Consider the following 15,609-nt stretch of genomic DNA (forward strand, 5'->3'; position numbering starts at 1 on the left):
CAGCCCGGCGTTAACAAACGCTTTATCGATCCGGCTTCCGTGTCCAAACGGATGGACGGCCGGAAAATCACAAACACAGTTTTTAAAACGTTTTTCTTCATGGCGACGCTTGTAGCACTGCTTGTGCTCGGTATCCTGTTCTATAGAATCCTGTCGCAGGGCCTCGGCTTCCTGTCCCTGGACTTCTTCCAGAACTTCGCATCGCGATTCCCCGAGAAGGCCGGCATCAAGGCCGCACTTGTCGGATCGCTCTGGCTCATGGCTGTCGTCGCACCGGTTTCGATGTTCCTCGGAATTGGCACGGCGATCTACCTGGAGGAATACGCCAAGAAAAATCGGATCAATGATTTTATCCGCATGAACATCTCGAACCTGGCCGGCGTTCCGTCCGTCGTCTTCGGTCTTCTCGGCCTGACAATCTTCGTACGGGCGCTCGCCCTCGGCAACAGCATCCTGGCCGCAGGCTTCACAATGAGCCTGCTCATCCTTCCGGTCATCATCGTGGCCGCACAGGAAGCAATCCGCGCTGTGCCCCAGCACGTGCGTGAAGCCTCCTACGGGATGGGTGCGACAAAATGGCAGACAATCGTCCGTGTTGTGCTTCCGAGTGCAATCCCGGGCATCCTGACCGGCAGCATTCTCGCCTTGTCCCGCGCGATTGGTGAAACAGCACCGCTCATCGTTATCGGTGTGCCGGTCATCATCCAGTTCCTGCCGTCTGGCGTCATGGACACGTTCACTGCGCTTCCGATGCAGATCTACGACTGGGCGAAGCGGCCGCAGGCTGACTTCCAGCAAGTTGCCTCAGCGGGCATTATTGTTCTCATGGCGTTCCTGCTTTTGATGAATTCGATTGCTGTCCTGATCCGGAATAAATTCCAGAAGCGATACTGAGAACTGGGAGGAAAAAAGGAATGGTACAACTTATGAACCGAACCGAAAACGAGACCCAAGCAACCGTGAGCCCGCTGGAAGCCCCAGTACGGGAAGCGGCAAAGCCGGTCGTTTATGATACGAAGCAACTGAATCTCTGGTACGGAAACCACCACGCCCTGAAGAACATCGACCTGCCGATCCGCGAAAACGAAGTGACTGCGATCATCGGGCCTTCGGGCTGTGGGAAGTCGACCTACATCAAGACATTGAACCGCATGGTCGAACTCGTTGACGGAGTCCGCACATCGGGGGAAATCCTCTACCGCGGCCGCAACATTTTTGATGCGAAGTATTCGGTAGAAGAACTCCGCACACGCGTCGGCATGGTATTCCAGAAGCCGAACCCGTTCCCGAAATCGATCTATGACAACATCGCTTACGGCCCGCGCATCCACGGCATCAAAAACAAGAAGGTCCTTGATGAGATTGTCGAACAGAGCCTTCGCGGCGCGGCGATCTGGGATGAGGTCAAGGACCGCCTGAACACGAACGCCTACTCGCTCTCGGGCGGCCAGCAGCAGCGGATCTGCATCGCCCGCGCGCTCGCCATTGAGCCGGACGTTATTCTTATGGACGAACCGACTTCCGCACTCGACCCGATCTCCACATTGAAAGTCGAGGAGCTCGTCCAGGAACTCAAAGAAAACTACTCGATCATCATCGTGACACACAATATGCAACAGGCCGCACGGATCTCGGACAAGACGGCATTCTTCCTCAACGGAGAAGTCATCGAGTTTGACGATACGGATAAGATCTTCCAGAACCCGGCCGATCAGCGGACCGAAGATTACATCTCCGGCCGGTTCGGTTAAGAAGGGGGACACGGAGTTGAGAAAAGTGGGAAATGTACGCAAGACGTTTGAATCGGAACTGGAAGAGCTCAAGGGCACCTTGCTTCGCATGGTGGACCTCGCGGAGCGGCAACTCGGGGACTCGATGTCCGCACTGCAGACGCAGAACCTGACACTCGCAAAAGCGGTGAAGCAGAACGATGCCGAAATCAATGCGCTCGATGACGAGATCAACCAGAAAGTGATCCAGCTGATCACCCAGCAGCAGCCTGTCGCGACCGATCTCCGCAAGATCATTGTAGCGCTCAAGATCTCGACTGACATGGAACGCATCGGCGACCTTGCGGTGAACATTGCGAAAAGCACGCTCCACATCGGTGAAGAGCCGCTCATCAAACCGATCGTTGACATCCCGAAGATGGCGGATGCGGTCCGGGTCATGCTCCGAAAGGCATTCGACGCCTATGACCTGGAAGATATCGACCTTGCATTCGAGCTGGCCAAGGAAGACGATGCGATCGATGAGACATACGGTCGGCTGATTCAGGAACTGATGGGCTACATGCACCGGAACCCGGATCATGTGAACCAGATCACCCAACTGGCCTTTATCTGCCGCCACCTCGAGCGGGTCGGTGACCACGTCACGAACATGGCCGAGAACATCATCTTCATGGTCAAAGGGAAAACACTGAATCTGAATGAATGATTGAAAAGAGGCCCCGCAAAGGGCCTCTTTTTCCTATGGACAATCAGGTGTACAATATAGTCAGAACATTAAGAAGGTGAAGCCGTGATTATCGAGATGGAGAATGTCTCCCGCAAGCGGGAGGGGAAATGGATACTGAAAGACATCAATTGGACTGTCCAAAAAGGGGACCACTGGGTGCTTTACGGGCTGAACGGGGCAGGGAAAACTTCGCTCCTTGAGCTCATCAATGCCTATCTGTTCCCGACAACCGGCACCATCCGTGTGCTCGGGATGGAGTTCGGGAAGACGTATCTGGCGGAGCGGCTCAGGAAGCGGATCGGTTTTGTTTCTTCACTGGTTCAGCAGAAACTGGAGCCGGGTGACAATGCGTTTGAGGTCGTCCTGAGCGGCGCATACGCATCGTTTGGGCTGTACGAGGAGACGACGGAGGAGATCGACCAAAAGGGGGTCGACATCCTCAGGGAGCTCGGCTGCCTTGAATACGCCAACCGGGACTATGACACGCTGTCGCAGGGGGAAAAACAGCGGGTGCTGATCGGCCGGGCGCTGATGGCGGATCCGGAACTGCTGATTTTGGATGAGCCGACAAACGGGCTCGATTTCCTCGCGCGGGAGGAATTGCTGGAATCTATCGGGCGGATCGCGGAAAAACCGGATGCGCCGACGATCCTGTATGTCACACACCATATCGAGGAGATCCTTCCCGCCTTCAACAAGACACTTCTGTTGAAAGATGGGCATGTGTTCGATGCAGGGGCAACAGAAGAGATTGTCACAGGAAAGCGCATGTCCGAATTCTTCGGCATCCCGGTCAATGTCATCTGGGATAACGGGCGACCGCTTCTCTCGAAAGCGCAGACGGTCAGAAACTGAATCGGATGACTTGAAGGAGGGTTTTCCATTGAAAATCGGCATCATGGGAACAGGTAATATTGCGGCTTTCTTGCTTAAGTCCATCAACGTAGAAAAACAGATCAAGGGAACTATCACCGCCGTCTTCGGCCGCAACCAATCGGCGGGGAAGGGTCTTGCGGAAACATACCAGAGCCGTTTTTATCCGGATTTCGACTCATTCATCGGATCGGACATCGACATCGTTGTCGAGGCTGCCGCGGTGGAAGTGGCCGCCGCCTATTCGGTTCCGGTTCTGGAATATGGTAAAGACCTGATTGTCAGCAGCATCGGTGCATTTGCGGACGGCGGATTTCTGGAGAAAGTCAGGGAAACCGCTAAAGATCATGGCTGCACCGTCCACCTGCCGTCGGGTGCTGTAGGGGGGCTGGATCTGCTGAAATCCGCAAATGCCCTGGGCGGGCTGGAAAAGGTGATGATCACTACGAGAAAATCGCCCGCGTCCCTCGGGCTTGAGGGGATCAGCGAAGAAAAGAGGCTGTTTGATGGGCCTGCAGGCGAGGCGATCCGGGAGTTTCCTAAAAACGTCAACGTCGCGCTCGCCCTGTCTCTTGCCGGCATCGGAACGGAAAAGACGAGAGTCAGGGTCATCGCGGACCCGTCCGTTGAACGGAACACCCATACAATCGAGGCCGAAGGAAGTTTCGGGAACATAAAGACGACCATCGAAAATCTGCCCATGCCGGGCAACCCCAAAACAAGCTATCTGGCCGCCCTGAGTGTCCTGGCTGCTTTGAAAAATCAGGGGAACCCGATTGTTATCGGGTAGAGGGGGGATAAGATGATCCGGGATGACTGGTTCACGGTTCAGAAGATCGATTCCGATACATACGCCATCAGCGAATATGGCCATTGGGAGAAAGTGCATTCGTTTTTATTGATCGGCCGGGACAAGGCGATTCTGATCGACACCGGGCTTGGAATCGGCAATATCCGCGACGTTACGGACCAGCTGACAGAGCTGCCGGTCGAAGTGCTGACCACCCACGTCCATGCGGATCATATCGGAAGCCACGGTCAGTTTGACAAGCTCTATGTCCACGAAGAGGAACTGGACTGGATCGTCAATGGCATTAAGGGCCGGACTGACGAGCAGATCAGGAAAGATATGACCCGTGACATCACGATTCCGACTCCGCCGGGCTTTGACCCGGATGCCTATCGTCCGTTCCGTGGTGTTCCTGTTGGCACACTGAAAGAAGGGGATTTCTTTGATCTTGGCAACAGGCAACTGAGAATTTATCACACCCCAGGTCATTCACCCGGCCATGTCACGATTCATGACGAGACGAAGGGCTATCTGTTCACGGGAGACCTGCTGTATGACAAGACGCCGGTTTACGCATTTTATCCGACCACGAATCCGGAAGACCTGGTCCGCTCACTGGAGCGCATAGCGGGTATTGCAGGCGTGAGCAGGGTCTTCGGGTCACACAACACCTTGGGGCTGGATCCGCAGATCCTGGGTGAAGTCCAGTCAGCAGTCAGAGAACTGCGGGAGCGGGACCTCATCAAGTTCGGAACCGGGACCCACCGCTTCGGCAGCTTCAGCGTACAGTTCTGATAAAAACAGCAAAAACCCGCCCCGGACCCGGGGCGGGTTTGTCTGATTAAACTTGGATGAGGCCCATCATTACGGCGATGAACAGAAGCACGAGGGCGAGTCCCCACAACCAGAAAAGGGAATAGCGCAGGTGCTTGCCCATCTCGAGGCCGGAAAGGCCGAGTGCGAGCCAGACAGCCGGTGCAAGCGGGCTGACGAACGTTCCGACAATGTTCCCGATGATCATCGCGTAGGCGGTGGAAAGGGAAGGAACCCCGTAAGTCGCCGCGATCTGCTCGGCTACCGGGAACAGGCCGAAGTAGTACGCGTCCGTGCTGAGGAGCAGGTCGAACGGAACGCCGAGAATCCCGATGATGATATGGAGGTAAGGCGCGACGGAAGCCGGCAGGATATTGACCGCATCTGTCGCGATGGCATTGAGCATGCCCGTCCCGTTCAGGATACCGAGGAACAGTCCGGCCGCCAGGATGATGGAGGCCATCGTAAGGGCGCTTGGCGCATGGGCACGGATCCGGTCCATCTGATCCTTGGTGTTCGGATAGTTGATCGGCAGGGCGATGGCGACACCGATCATAAAGGCAAGGCCTGCCGGAATGATGCCCGACATGAGAAGGGCGATGATGGTGATGGCCAGGACCGCATTGATCCAGAGATGTTTCGGACGTGCGAGGGAGTTTGCGTCTTCTGCCGTCTCCTGCCCGTCTTGAATGGCTTCGTCAGCGGTCATATCGATCGTGGCCGCCACTTCGAGTGAACCATACTTTTTGATGATGCGGCGCTGCTCTCTCATGCCGAGGAAAACAGCGAGAACAAGCATCAACACCATGCCGATTGTCTGGATCGGGATGAGCGGCTGCCAGAGTTCCGTGACGTCCATGCCGAGGACGGAGGCTGTACGCCCAAGCGGTCCCGCCCAAGGCAGCATGTTCATGATTGCCGCCGCTCCGCCGACCAGGAGGAGAAGCAGGTACGGGTTCATTTTCAGCCGCTTGTAGAGCGGGAGAAGGGCCGGGATGGTGATCAGGAATGTTGAGGCCCCCGAGCCGTCCAGCTGGGCGATAGTAGCGATCAGCACCGTGGCAATGCTGACGAGGATGACATTTCCCCTCGACCAGGCCACCATCTTGCTGATAATTGGGTCAAACAGCCCGACATCCTGCATGATGCCGAAGAAGATGATCGCAAAGATGAACATGACGGCGACCGAGATGACCGTGGCGATCCCGTCATCGAAGAATGTTCCCAGTTCGGAAAAGCTGAATCCCGCGATGAGAGCAGCGATAATCGGCGGGATCACCATCGCGACAATAGGGGTGACCTTCCCGCTGATCAACAGGGCGACGATTACCAATATGGTAAGAAATCCAATAACACTCAGGCTCATTTATAAAACCCCTTCCGATTATGTGAATGAATACGTTTGCAAGAGAGTGAAACTTTCCGCGTTTCGCATTGTAGTGAAAATATCACATGGATGGGAAGGGGAGAAAGATTATTGAGATAAAACAGATATTACGCATAAGGTGTAATAAAGTTCATAAGTTTCACACCGGAGTATATCTGCGCTCCGGCCGTCCGACCGTTCCATAGATCAGATGTGTCCGGATCTTGCCGGCGGCCACCAAATATTCCAGATAGCGTCTCGCCGTGGAGCGGCTCGTTCCAATTTCTTTGCTGAGTTCGGCTGCCGTAATGCCTTCCGTTCCGGATTCCCCGAAGAATTTGAGAATCTGGCCGAGTGTGATCGGATCGATCCCCTTCGGGAGGTCGTCCCCTTCTTTCGGGGCAGACGTGGAAAGCCCCCGGAAGCCGGTGAACCGGTCAATTTCCTGCTGGCTAAATGACGTTGCACTGTCAGCCTGCTCGCGGAAAGACCGATACCTTTCGAGGGTTCCCGCAAACCGTTCCGCGTCAAACGGTTTGATGACGATATCGAAGATGCCGCCGCGGAGAAGGCCCCGGATCGTTTCCGCTTCATTGGCCGCTGTGACGGCGATCAGGTCGATGTCAGGGTAAAGGCGGCGAATCATCCGGAACAGCTCAAGCCCCTGTACATCCGGGATATAGAGATCAAGCAGGACCAGGTCTGGCAGCGGATCCGGACCGGCGAGAAAGTCCAGTGCTTCCCGGCCGCTCCGTGCCGTCCCGGATACGCGGAAATCTTCTACGGACTCAATATACTGCTTATTGATATCTGCTACCCTGAAGTCGTCTTCGACGATCAGGACGGAAAAGTCATTCACAATCCTTCCTCCTCTTTTTTCGGGATGCTTATAATGAAGCAGGCTCCGGATTCTCCTTCTTCATAGGTGATTTCGCCACCGGCTTCCAACAAGGACTGCCTGGAAAGAGCGAGGCCGATGCCACGGCTTTCTCCATTCTTAGTGGAGAACCCGGATCGGAACAGCCTGTCGAAGTTCCCGGGCGCTACACCTCCGCCTGTGTCCTCGACTTCAAACAGGACATCATTCCCCAAGTCGGTGAAGTAGACGGAAACAGCACGTTTTCCTCCCGGCTTTTCGCGCACGGCTTCAAAGGCGTTCTCGATTACATTGCCGAGTGCGGTCAGGAGGGCATCCTGGCGGGCTTCGGACAATTCGTGGGAAAGCCTGCTGTCCGGGTTGATGGACAGCCTGATGCCGAGTTCCGCCGCCCGGCTCTGCTTGCCCTGAAGGAGTGCCTGGATGAGCGGATCGGACAAGTGCTCCTCCAGAAACTTCAGCTGCCCGGTCTGCATGCTGTTTTCTTTTCGGATGTAGTCGATGGCTTCGTCAGAACGGCCGTTTATCAGCAGGCCCAGGATGATGTGCATCTTGTTGGAGTGCTCATGTGTCTGTGCACGCTGTGTATTTGCATATTGCCGGATCCTGGACAGTTCCTCGGTGATTTTCTGGAGATCGCTTTTTCTGCGGAAAGTGATGACTGAACCGGCGTATGCCCCGCTTCCCGCTATGGGCGTCCTGTTGGCGACAACAGTCTGGTTGCCGAGAACCATCTCCCTCCCCTGATAGGCTTCATCGGAATCCTCCGGTACGGGCAGCAGGCTGTCTGCGGAGCCGCCCGGCACCGCTTCCGGACTGTCGTCCAGAATCTCTTTGGCGGCTGCATTGATGAGCGTGATCCTGTTTGATGCATCCGTTGCGAGAATTCCTTCATGCGTGGACTGGAGAATTGCCTGCTGACGCGTATACAGAGAAGAAATTTCCTCCGGCTCCATGTTGCCGAGCAGCCGTTTGATATAGCTGGAGATGAGGACAGCACCAGCAATGCCGATGAGCAGGACAAGCCCGAGCGTCAGCCAGAGTGAGCGGGATCTGTGATCGATCAGCGTCTGTACGCTGTTGTTCAGGATACCGACTGAGACGACACCGACGATTTCCCCGTCCTCATATACCGGAACCTTTCCCCGGATTGACAGCCCGAGTGTACCCCTTTGCTTGGAAACATATGATTCTCCGTAACGAAGGGCGCGTTCGTTGTCGCCTCCGACCATTTCATCTCCGATCTTTTCCGGATCGGGATGGGAATAGCGGATACCTTCCAGGTTGCCAACAACGATGAACTCCGCTTCCGTTTTATCCATTATGGGCGCAACGATGTCCTGGATGATGGCTGCGGGGTCTTCCAGGGCAAAGGCGTCCTGCAGCTCGGGAATCTCCGCGACACTGTGTGCGATGCTGAGAGCCCGCTTGCCGACCTGGTCCTCGATTGTATCCGAGAGGAGTTCGTGCAGAAGAAAAGCGAACAGGAGGGAGACCGTCGCAATAAGCAGGCTGATCAGCAAAATCATTTTGCCGCGCAGGCTGAACCGCCCGGAGAGGATGTTCCCTTTTTCCAAAGCTGTCGGCCTCCTTTCCGCTTCCGGATCGGGAAGATTTATTTTTTAATTATAGCTGAACGTAACATGTTGATGGGACAAAGGAGGGGAAGTTCGTTGATAGAAGAAATCGGGAAAGCCGTACAGCTGCGAAAGGAAGGACGACTAAAAGAATCAAATGCATTGTTGGTGGAACTGGCAGAGAAACACCCGGATGATCCGGAAGTCCGATATCAGGCAGCGTGGAGCTTTGATGTGATTGGAGAGGAGGCTTCGGCGGTACCGCACTATGAGACAGCCATCCGTACGGGTCTGTCAGGAAAAGATCTGGAACGGGCGTACCTCGGACTCGGCAGCACATATAGGACACTTGGTGATTATGAAAAGTCAAATGAAGTCTTTACCCGGGGAAGGGAAGAATTCCCGGAGAACCGCGCTATTCAGGTGTTCCATGCCATGGTGCTTTACAACCTCGGACGCCACACGGAAGCGATGGAACTTCTGCTGATCAACCTGTCAGATACCACATCGGATCCGGCAATCAGCGAATACGGGAAGGCGATCCGCTTTTATGCGGACAACCTGGACCAAACCTGGACATAAAAAAACCGCCCGGACTTGCCGGACGGATGTACTCAACGTTTTTTCCTCACGATAAAGCTCAGATGGCGCCCCGCCTTCTTGTCCTCACGGTACGAGAAGCCGTCGGGGCTTTTGAACGTGCATGTACGGTCGATGTTGATCCGGTCTGCCGGAATGCCTGCCTGGAGGAGTTGGGCTTCGACTGTTTTCTGGTTGTCGATATGCCATTTTCCAGTTGCTTCATTGTATTCGATAAATTCATCGGCATAGCCGAGTGCCCTGAACTTCTCATAAACGTCGCGGTCCACTTCGAACTTTTCCTGGCTGAGCGCGGCGCCGAGCTGCACGCGGAAGCCGCCGGGATCGCAGCCTTCCACTTCCCGGAGGTGCCTGAACAGCTTCGGGGTGATTTCCTTCACGGTTCCCTGCCAGCCGGAGTGGACCGCCCCGATCAGTCCCGACCGTTCGTGGGAAATGATGACCGGCACGCAGTCCGCGGTGAAGCTCCCGATCAGCACATCCGTCTCGAAGGTGTAGAGCGCATCGGTGTACGGTATCGCGGTATCAGCACGTTCCGCCCCGCGGCCGAAGTCGTCAGCGGTCACTTTGTGGAACCGGTCGCTGTGCGTCTGGTAGGCAAGGACAAACCGGGACAGCGGCACGCCGGCCCAATCTGAAAGAGCCCGGCGGTTCTCCATGACCTTCTCCGGAATTTCGCACGAGTGGAGCGCCATATTGTTGGATTCCGGCCAGGCCGGATCCTTCATCGTCATGCCTGCCAAGACATGGTCGTTCATATAGATTTTCGGTTTCATTTTTCATCACCTGTCTTCATCTTATCGAAAGTTGTGAGCCTCATACAAGTTAATATGGGTTAACTAAAACGAAATATAGGTTGACTAATTGGAGTTTCTCTATCTATGATATTTGTGTTAACAAAATATAAACGTTGGTTAACCTAAATGTGGGGGGAATGAATTATGCAAGCAACCGCAACTGCAAAATCTCAAAGCAGCTGGCATCCGCTAGATCTCATCCATTGCGCGCTTTTCGCGACACTGATGATGATCGGAGCGAACATCACGTCATTCGTGCCGTTTCTCGTCGTCGGGGGAGTACCGATTACGCTGCAGACGTTTTTTGCCATACTGGCCGGGCTGATCCTCGGCAGCCGCAAAGGGGCGATCGCTTGTACGGTGTATATGCTGATCGGGCTTGCGGGTGCGCCGGTCTTTGCAAGGTTCGGCGGAGGGGCTTCATCGCTCGTGTCGCCGACATTCGGCTTTATCGTGTCGTTTATCCTGATTGCCTACGTGGCGGGACGAATTATTGAGCGCAGGGGAACGCTCAAGTCATTTGTAGTTGCAGCTCTGGTCGCGACAGTCATCAACTACCTGTTCGGGACAAACTGGATGTACGCGGCGTATAGCCTGTGGTTCGGCGCGCCGGAAGGCTTTTCCTACTGGATGGCATGGGCCTGGATGATGCCGCCGCTGCCGAAGGACATTCTGCTTGCTGTACTGGCTGGGATTTTCGCTTTCCGGCTGCAGAAAGTGCTGAAAATCATTCCGATTAAAACAGATGAGGGGGAAATGCGATGAATTGGCAGACGCTTGCTGAAGAAGTAATCGGGGGAAAGGTTCTGACGGATGAGGAGGCAATGGCGATTCTCGAAACGGAGGATGACGATCTCCTGCCGCTCCTGCACGGGGCGTTTACGATCCGGAAGCATTATTATGGGAAAAAAGTGAAACTGAACATGATCATCAACGCAAAAAGCGGCTACTGTCCGGAAAACTGCGGCTATTGTGCACAGTCAAGGGACTCCACCGCACCGATCGACAAGTATCCGTTCATCACAAAGGAACAGATCCTCGAAGGCGCCAGGCGGGCGTATGAAAACAAAGCCGGCACGTATTGCATTGTGGCGAGCGGCCGGGGACCGACGACAAAGGACGTCCGTGTTGTCAGTGAAGCAGTCGAAGAAATCAAGGAAAAGTATGGCCTGACAGTATGCGCCTGCCTCGGCATCCTGAAAGAGGAGCAGGCGGCAAAGCTGAAGGAAGCCGGTGTTGACCGGTACAACCATAACCTGAACACATCTGAGCGCCATCATGATTTCATCACGACCTCGCATACTTACGAAGATCGGGTGGGAACGGTCGAGATGGCGAAGCGCAACGGCATGTCCCCGTGCTCGGGTGCCATCATCGGAATGAAAGAAACCAGGGAGGACGTCATCGATATCGCGCGTTCGCTGCGTGCACTGGATGCGGATTCGATCCCGGTCAACTTCCTCCATGCCATCGACGGGACGAAACTGGAAGGCACGGACGAGCTGAATCCGCGCTACTGCCTGAAGGCGCTTGCCCTCTTCCGCTACCTGAATCCGACCAAGGAGATCCGTATTTCCGGAGGGCGGGAAGTCAATCTGCGTTCCCTCCAGCCGCTCGGCCTGTACGCGGCCAACAGCATCTTCGTCGGCGACTACCTGACGACAGAAGGGCAGGAAGAAAACAGCGACTTCAAGATGCTCCAGGATCTCGGATTTGAGATTGAGATGCCGAAGATGGCAGAGCCTGTCTGAACAATAAACGAAAAGAGACATCCGGGACGTTAATTTCCGGGTGTCTCTCTTGTTTGCCGCGTTCTGATGCGGCGGACCGCCAGCAACGCAAAGACGCTATAGATCGACAGCAGCATCAAGCCGGCTGAGGTTGAGAAATGAAAGGAATTATAAATCTGATGGCCACCGAGAAAAACCAGGACGGCCAGGAGGATCCGTCCGTTGCGCCGGCTGTTCAAAAAGACAGTCGTCCAGATAACCGCTGTGATCGCTCCCGTCACCAGTGCCATTGCCAGTATCGAAACAAACTCAACATTTCCATCCTGAACGCCCCCTTTTTCCAGTATAAAGAAAACCGGCAAGGGCGGGAACCCTTGCCGATCACAGATACAGATTGGTTAAAGTGCTGTCTTGATCCCGAAGCCGACGAGCAGGGCGCCCGCCGCTTTCATGAATCCGTTCTGGAAACGGGCGTTGTTCAGCCAGCGCTTGGCATGGTCCATGATGAACACTAAGATGAAGAACCAGCTGACCGCAAGCCCTGTCAGGATGAGGCCGAGGATGATCAGCTGCTCCGGCACGTTGCCTTCCAGACTGATGAACTGTGGCATAATGGTCACATAGGCGATGACGGTTTTCGGGTTGAAAATGTTGCTGAGCAGGCCTTGGCGGAATGATTCCTTATGGTAGGATTTCGTCCCCACGGAAGGATCCGTCTCGAGTTCTTCCACGGAAAGCAGGTTCTTCGCGAACAGACTCTTGATGCCGAGGTAGATCAGATAGGCGGCCCCGAGGTACTTGATGATGGTGAACAGCACAACCGATTTCGCGATGACGACGGCGAGTCCGAGCACCGCAATGAGCGTCCAGAACATAAGGCCCGTCGCCATGCCCAACGTCGAATACCGGCCGGCTTTCGTCCCGTGACTCAAGGTGTTGCGGACAAGCAGAATCGTGTCCGCTCCCGGCATAATGACAATCATCGCCGCTATCGTAATGTATCCCAAGAGTCCGTCCATCTGAAAACCTTCCTTCCGTAACGAGTGTTTTGCATAATTATAACTGGGTTTTTACGGAACTTATATATGAAAGTGTTTTCAGACAATATATTGCGTATTATTCATGCGTGTTTTTAAGTTTTCTATGCATACATTTGCATATCATATACATTAGTCCCGTGAAGAATCCGGAGATGGGAGCCTATTCATGAAACCTTTAAATCATCAGGCCGATCCGCCGCAGGAATTTAAAAAACGGATGGTTGCTGTCTTCGGGGAGGCGGGCAGGACCTATTTGGATGGGCTTGGAGAAACAATCGCCCGTTACACGAGGGATTGGGGGCTGACCGTGAAAGGTCCCGCACCGAATCTTTCCTACAACTATGTGCTCTTCGTAACATGTGCGGAGGGGATCGAGGCTGTGCTGAAGATCGGTGTGCCGACGGAGAGCAGCCGGAATGAGGTTCTTGCCGTGTCTGCCTATGGAGGGGACGGTTGTGCCGAACTTCTCCGCGCAGTACCCGAGGCCGGGGTGCAGCTGATCGAACGGCTGTCGCCGGGGTTCATGCTCCGGACGATCCGGGATGAAAGGGAAGCAACGGAGCGCTTCTGCGAGGTTTGGGCGCGGATCCGCAGGCCGCTTCCGGATGGCGCGGAAATACGCCCGGTCGGCAGGATGGGGCTGGAGGCGTTCACCAAATACCGGGTCTCGCATCCGGGTGGCGGTCCGGTTCCGGTGCGGCATGTCGCACTTGCGGAGGAATGCTTCCGCTGGCTGGCGGAGCACGGCCGGACAGAATTGCTCCACGGCGACCTCCATCATCAGAATATCCTGCTGGATAAAAAGCGCGGCTGGATGGCAATCGATCCGCACGGCTATGCGGGCGACCCTGCCTGTGACCTGGCTCCCTACCTCTACAATGAGCTGGAAGGAAAACCGCTCGAAGAAACGCTTGCCCTGCGCACGTCCATCATGCTCGCCCGGCTTCCGGTCGGCAGGGAACGGCTTTTCCGTTCCTGCATCGCGATGACCGTCCTGTCCGCATGCTGGAATGCCGAGGAGGGGAACCTGCCGGGTATCCGACTGCAGAACAGGATGACCGACTGGCATCGAAGCCAGCTTACTTAACAACACGAGCCGTCCGGAAGCACCCGGGCCGTAAGGCGGAGGACAACGGATGGATCTGATGGCGGTACTCCTATTCGGGGGTGCCGTCTTTACCGTTATGCTGACACCCAAAGGCATACAAATAGGCGGCCATATTTTTGCATGGCCGCCCATCAGCTTATTTCCCTTCACTTTTGCCTGCATCATTCGGAACCAGGAACATAATCGACAGCAATGCGAGCACGCCGAAGATGACGTTGGTGATAATTCCCGCAGTTGCTGCGACATCCAGCCCGGCGTTGGCTGCGATTGACGCATAGACAGTTCCGGAAATCGCGACCCCAAAAGCAGCGCCGAGGGAACTCGCCATTTTATAAATACCCGACGCAGCCCCGATTTTTTCATTAGGAGCATTTGAAACTGCGGTGTCCGTAGATGGCGTCGCATAGATCCCCAGTCCCAAACCGAATAAGGCGAATCCGATAATGACGACGATGGTGTATCCGATATCCGGCAAGAAAGTCAGCCCCATCAGCCCCACCCCGATCACCGTCAAAACGTTACCCCAGAGCATCGGTTTCTTTGCACCAATTCTTTGAAGAATCTTTTCTCCGACACGGATCATGGAAAGGACGGCAATCAGATATCCGATGGAAAGCAGCCCCGATTGAAACGAGGTATATCCTCTTCCTTCCTGTACATACGTGTTCGCCACAACAAGTGTTCCGGCAATGGCATTGAGCAGGAAGTTTGAAATGGTTGCACCCGTATATGGCCCGTTTTTAAATAACTTGAAATCGATGAGGGCATTCGGTTTCCCGTTTTCAATCTTGATAAAGACAATGGTACCAATGACTGCAACGACAATCAGAGAGAGCGTCAGCCAGTTGCCCCAGCCGATGTCAGCGCCTTGTGTGATGAAAATATTCAGGGCCAGCATGGCGGTGATGAATACGATCAGACCGCCAACGTCAAATTTGGAATGTCCGGTTTGCTTTGCCTTGCTCTCAGGCGTATCTTTGATCAGCCACAAAGCCAGAACAGCAAAAATGATGGATAGGATGAAAATCCACTTCCACCCCATATAGGTTGCAACCGCTCCGCCAAACAGCGAACAAAGACCGGAACCGCCCCAAGAACCGATGGACCAGTAGCTGAGTGCCCGCTGCCGGTCTGCCCCTTCAAAGTAATCTTTGATCAGGGCAATCGTTGAAGGCATGATACAGGCAGCCGATATGCCCTGGATGATCCGGCCGACAATGAGTAGGAATGATCCGTTTGCCAACACTAAACAGAGTGATCCGATGATGCTTAAGATCAGGCCGACATTCGTGATTTTTTTTCTGCCGATTTTATCGGCAAGACCGCCCGCAGCAACAATAAAGATACCCGAAAAAAGGCGGTCAGGCTGATTGCGATGTTTACCGTTCCCGCTGATACTCCCAGGTCCTCTTGGATTGCCGGAACGATGTTGACCATGGCCTGGGCAAAAAGCCAGAATGTCAGGACTCCGAATACAATCCCGATGATTAACCTGTTCGTCCCCCGATATGCGGTTTCCATCATTCCCACTTCCTTAGTCTGTCCTCCATTAAGTCTTTGCCGAACAGGCTGACCTAT

Annotated in this window: 16 protein-coding genes and 1 pseudogene; 10 read left to right on the forward strand and 7 right to left on the reverse strand. The window is 54.6% G+C overall.

From position 1 onward, the window contains the following. Positions 1 to 51: 51 nt before the first annotated feature. The 6 genes from pstA to AC6CHQ_RS11150 all read left to right on the forward strand — a co-directional run bounded on the left by pstA (position 52) and on the right by AC6CHQ_RS11150 (position 4,918). Positions 52 to 894, forward strand: coding sequence for a phosphate ABC transporter permease PstA (pstA, locus tag AC6CHQ_RS11125; RefSeq protein WP_498081582.1), 843 nt, complete (start codon positions 52 to 54; stop codon positions 892 to 894). 32 nt (positions 895 to 926) lie between these two features. Further along, positions 927 to 1,751, forward strand: coding sequence for a phosphate ABC transporter ATP-binding protein PstB (pstB, locus tag AC6CHQ_RS11130; RefSeq protein ID WP_251239374.1), 825 nt, complete (start codon positions 927 to 929; stop codon positions 1,749 to 1,751). Positions 1,752 to 1,776: 25 nt separating this feature from the next. Further along, a complete protein-coding gene (gene phoU, locus AC6CHQ_RS11135; protein ID WP_498081583.1) occupies positions 1,777 to 2,439 on the forward strand; it encodes a phosphate signaling complex protein PhoU in 663 nt (220 codons plus the stop codon). Positions 2,440 to 2,523: 84 nt separating this feature from the next. Further along, positions 2,524 to 3,315 carry an ABC transporter ATP-binding protein gene (locus AC6CHQ_RS11140; RefSeq protein ID WP_498081567.1) on the forward strand — a complete coding sequence of 264 codons (792 nt, stop codon included), beginning with the start codon at positions 2,524 to 2,526 and terminating at the stop codon, positions 3,313 to 3,315. A 28-nt stretch (positions 3,316 to 3,343) separates the two neighbouring features. Next, positions 3,344 to 4,123, forward strand: coding sequence for an aspartate dehydrogenase (gene nadX / locus AC6CHQ_RS11145; protein WP_498081568.1), 780 nt, complete (start codon positions 3,344 to 3,346; stop codon positions 4,121 to 4,123). Positions 4,124 to 4,135: 12 nt separating this feature from the next. Beyond that, a complete protein-coding gene (locus AC6CHQ_RS11150; RefSeq protein WP_498081569.1) occupies positions 4,136 to 4,918 on the forward strand; it encodes an MBL fold metallo-hydrolase in 783 nt (260 codons plus the stop codon). Between the two features lie 46 nt (positions 4,919 to 4,964). Here AC6CHQ_RS11150 and AC6CHQ_RS11155 read toward each other — a convergent pair whose 3' ends face one another. From AC6CHQ_RS11155 to AC6CHQ_RS11165, 3 genes are all read right to left on the reverse strand, one after another. After that, positions 4,965 to 6,302: a CitMHS family transporter gene (locus AC6CHQ_RS11155; RefSeq protein ID WP_498081570.1), complete on the reverse strand. Its 1,338-nt coding sequence runs from the start codon at positions 6,300 to 6,302 to the stop codon at positions 4,965 to 4,967. A 160-nt stretch (positions 6,303 to 6,462) separates the two neighbouring features. Further along, positions 6,463 to 7,161 carry a response regulator gene (locus AC6CHQ_RS11160; RefSeq protein ID WP_251239317.1) on the reverse strand — a complete coding sequence of 233 codons (699 nt, stop codon included), beginning with the start codon at positions 7,159 to 7,161 and terminating at the stop codon, positions 6,463 to 6,465. Continuing rightward, on the reverse strand, positions 7,158 to 8,756 hold the full coding sequence (locus tag AC6CHQ_RS11165) for an ATP-binding protein (RefSeq protein ID WP_251239318.1): 1,599 nt from the start codon (positions 8,754 to 8,756) through the stop codon (positions 7,158 to 7,160). Before AC6CHQ_RS11165 ends, AC6CHQ_RS11160 begins: the two co-directional genes overlap by 4 nt. Before the next feature lie 72 nt (positions 8,757 to 8,828). Here AC6CHQ_RS11165 and AC6CHQ_RS11170 point away from each other — a divergent pair, with 72 nt between their 5' ends. Then, on the forward strand, positions 8,829 to 9,338 hold the full coding sequence (locus AC6CHQ_RS11170; protein ID WP_432803567.1) for a tetratricopeptide repeat protein: 510 nt from the start codon (positions 8,829 to 8,831) through the stop codon (positions 9,336 to 9,338). A gap of 32 nt (positions 9,339 to 9,370) precedes the next feature. Here the strand turns inward: AC6CHQ_RS11170 and AC6CHQ_RS11175 are convergent, their stop codons facing one another. Next, positions 9,371 to 10,132 carry a purine nucleoside phosphorylase YfiH/LACC1 family protein gene (locus AC6CHQ_RS11175; RefSeq protein ID WP_251239320.1) on the reverse strand — a complete coding sequence of 254 codons (762 nt, stop codon included), beginning with the start codon at positions 10,130 to 10,132 and terminating at the stop codon, positions 9,371 to 9,373. A gap of 165 nt (positions 10,133 to 10,297) precedes the next feature. Between AC6CHQ_RS11175 and AC6CHQ_RS11180 the strand changes: the two genes are divergently transcribed. Further along, on the forward strand, positions 10,298 to 10,918 hold the full coding sequence (locus tag AC6CHQ_RS11180) for a biotin transporter BioY (protein ID WP_498081571.1): 621 nt from the start codon (positions 10,298 to 10,300) through the stop codon (positions 10,916 to 10,918). Beyond that, complete coding sequence (gene bioB / locus AC6CHQ_RS11185) at positions 10,915 to 11,904, forward strand: biotin synthase BioB (protein WP_251239322.1); 990 nt, start codon at positions 10,915 to 10,917, stop codon at positions 11,902 to 11,904. Before AC6CHQ_RS11180 ends, bioB begins: the two co-directional genes overlap by 4 nt. A gap of 29 nt (positions 11,905 to 11,933) precedes the next feature. Here the strand turns inward: bioB and AC6CHQ_RS11190 are convergent, their stop codons facing one another. Together AC6CHQ_RS11190 and AC6CHQ_RS11195 are read right to left on the reverse strand one after the other, a co-directional pair. Beyond that, positions 11,934 to 12,245, reverse strand: coding sequence for a hypothetical protein (locus AC6CHQ_RS11190; RefSeq protein WP_498081572.1), 312 nt, complete (start codon positions 12,243 to 12,245; stop codon positions 11,934 to 11,936). A 36-nt stretch (positions 12,246 to 12,281) separates the two neighbouring features. Beyond that, entirely contained in the window at positions 12,282 to 12,902 is a 621-nt protein-coding gene (locus tag AC6CHQ_RS11195; RefSeq protein WP_251239323.1) for a homoserine/threonine efflux transporter, read from the reverse strand. A gap of 187 nt (positions 12,903 to 13,089) precedes the next feature. On the opposite strand from AC6CHQ_RS11195, the gene AC6CHQ_RS11200 reads away from it, so the two are divergent. Continuing rightward, positions 13,090 to 14,010, forward strand: coding sequence for an aminoglycoside phosphotransferase family protein (locus AC6CHQ_RS11200; protein WP_498081573.1), 921 nt, complete (start codon positions 13,090 to 13,092; stop codon positions 14,008 to 14,010). A gap of 157 nt (positions 14,011 to 14,167) precedes the next feature. Here AC6CHQ_RS11200 and AC6CHQ_RS11205 read toward each other — a convergent pair. Next, positions 14,168 to 15,555 (reverse strand): annotated as a pseudogene (locus tag AC6CHQ_RS11205) (MFS transporter). Positions 15,556 to 15,609: the final 54 nt, after the last annotated feature.

Source organism: Bhargavaea sp. GQ12, from assembly GCF_059758705.1.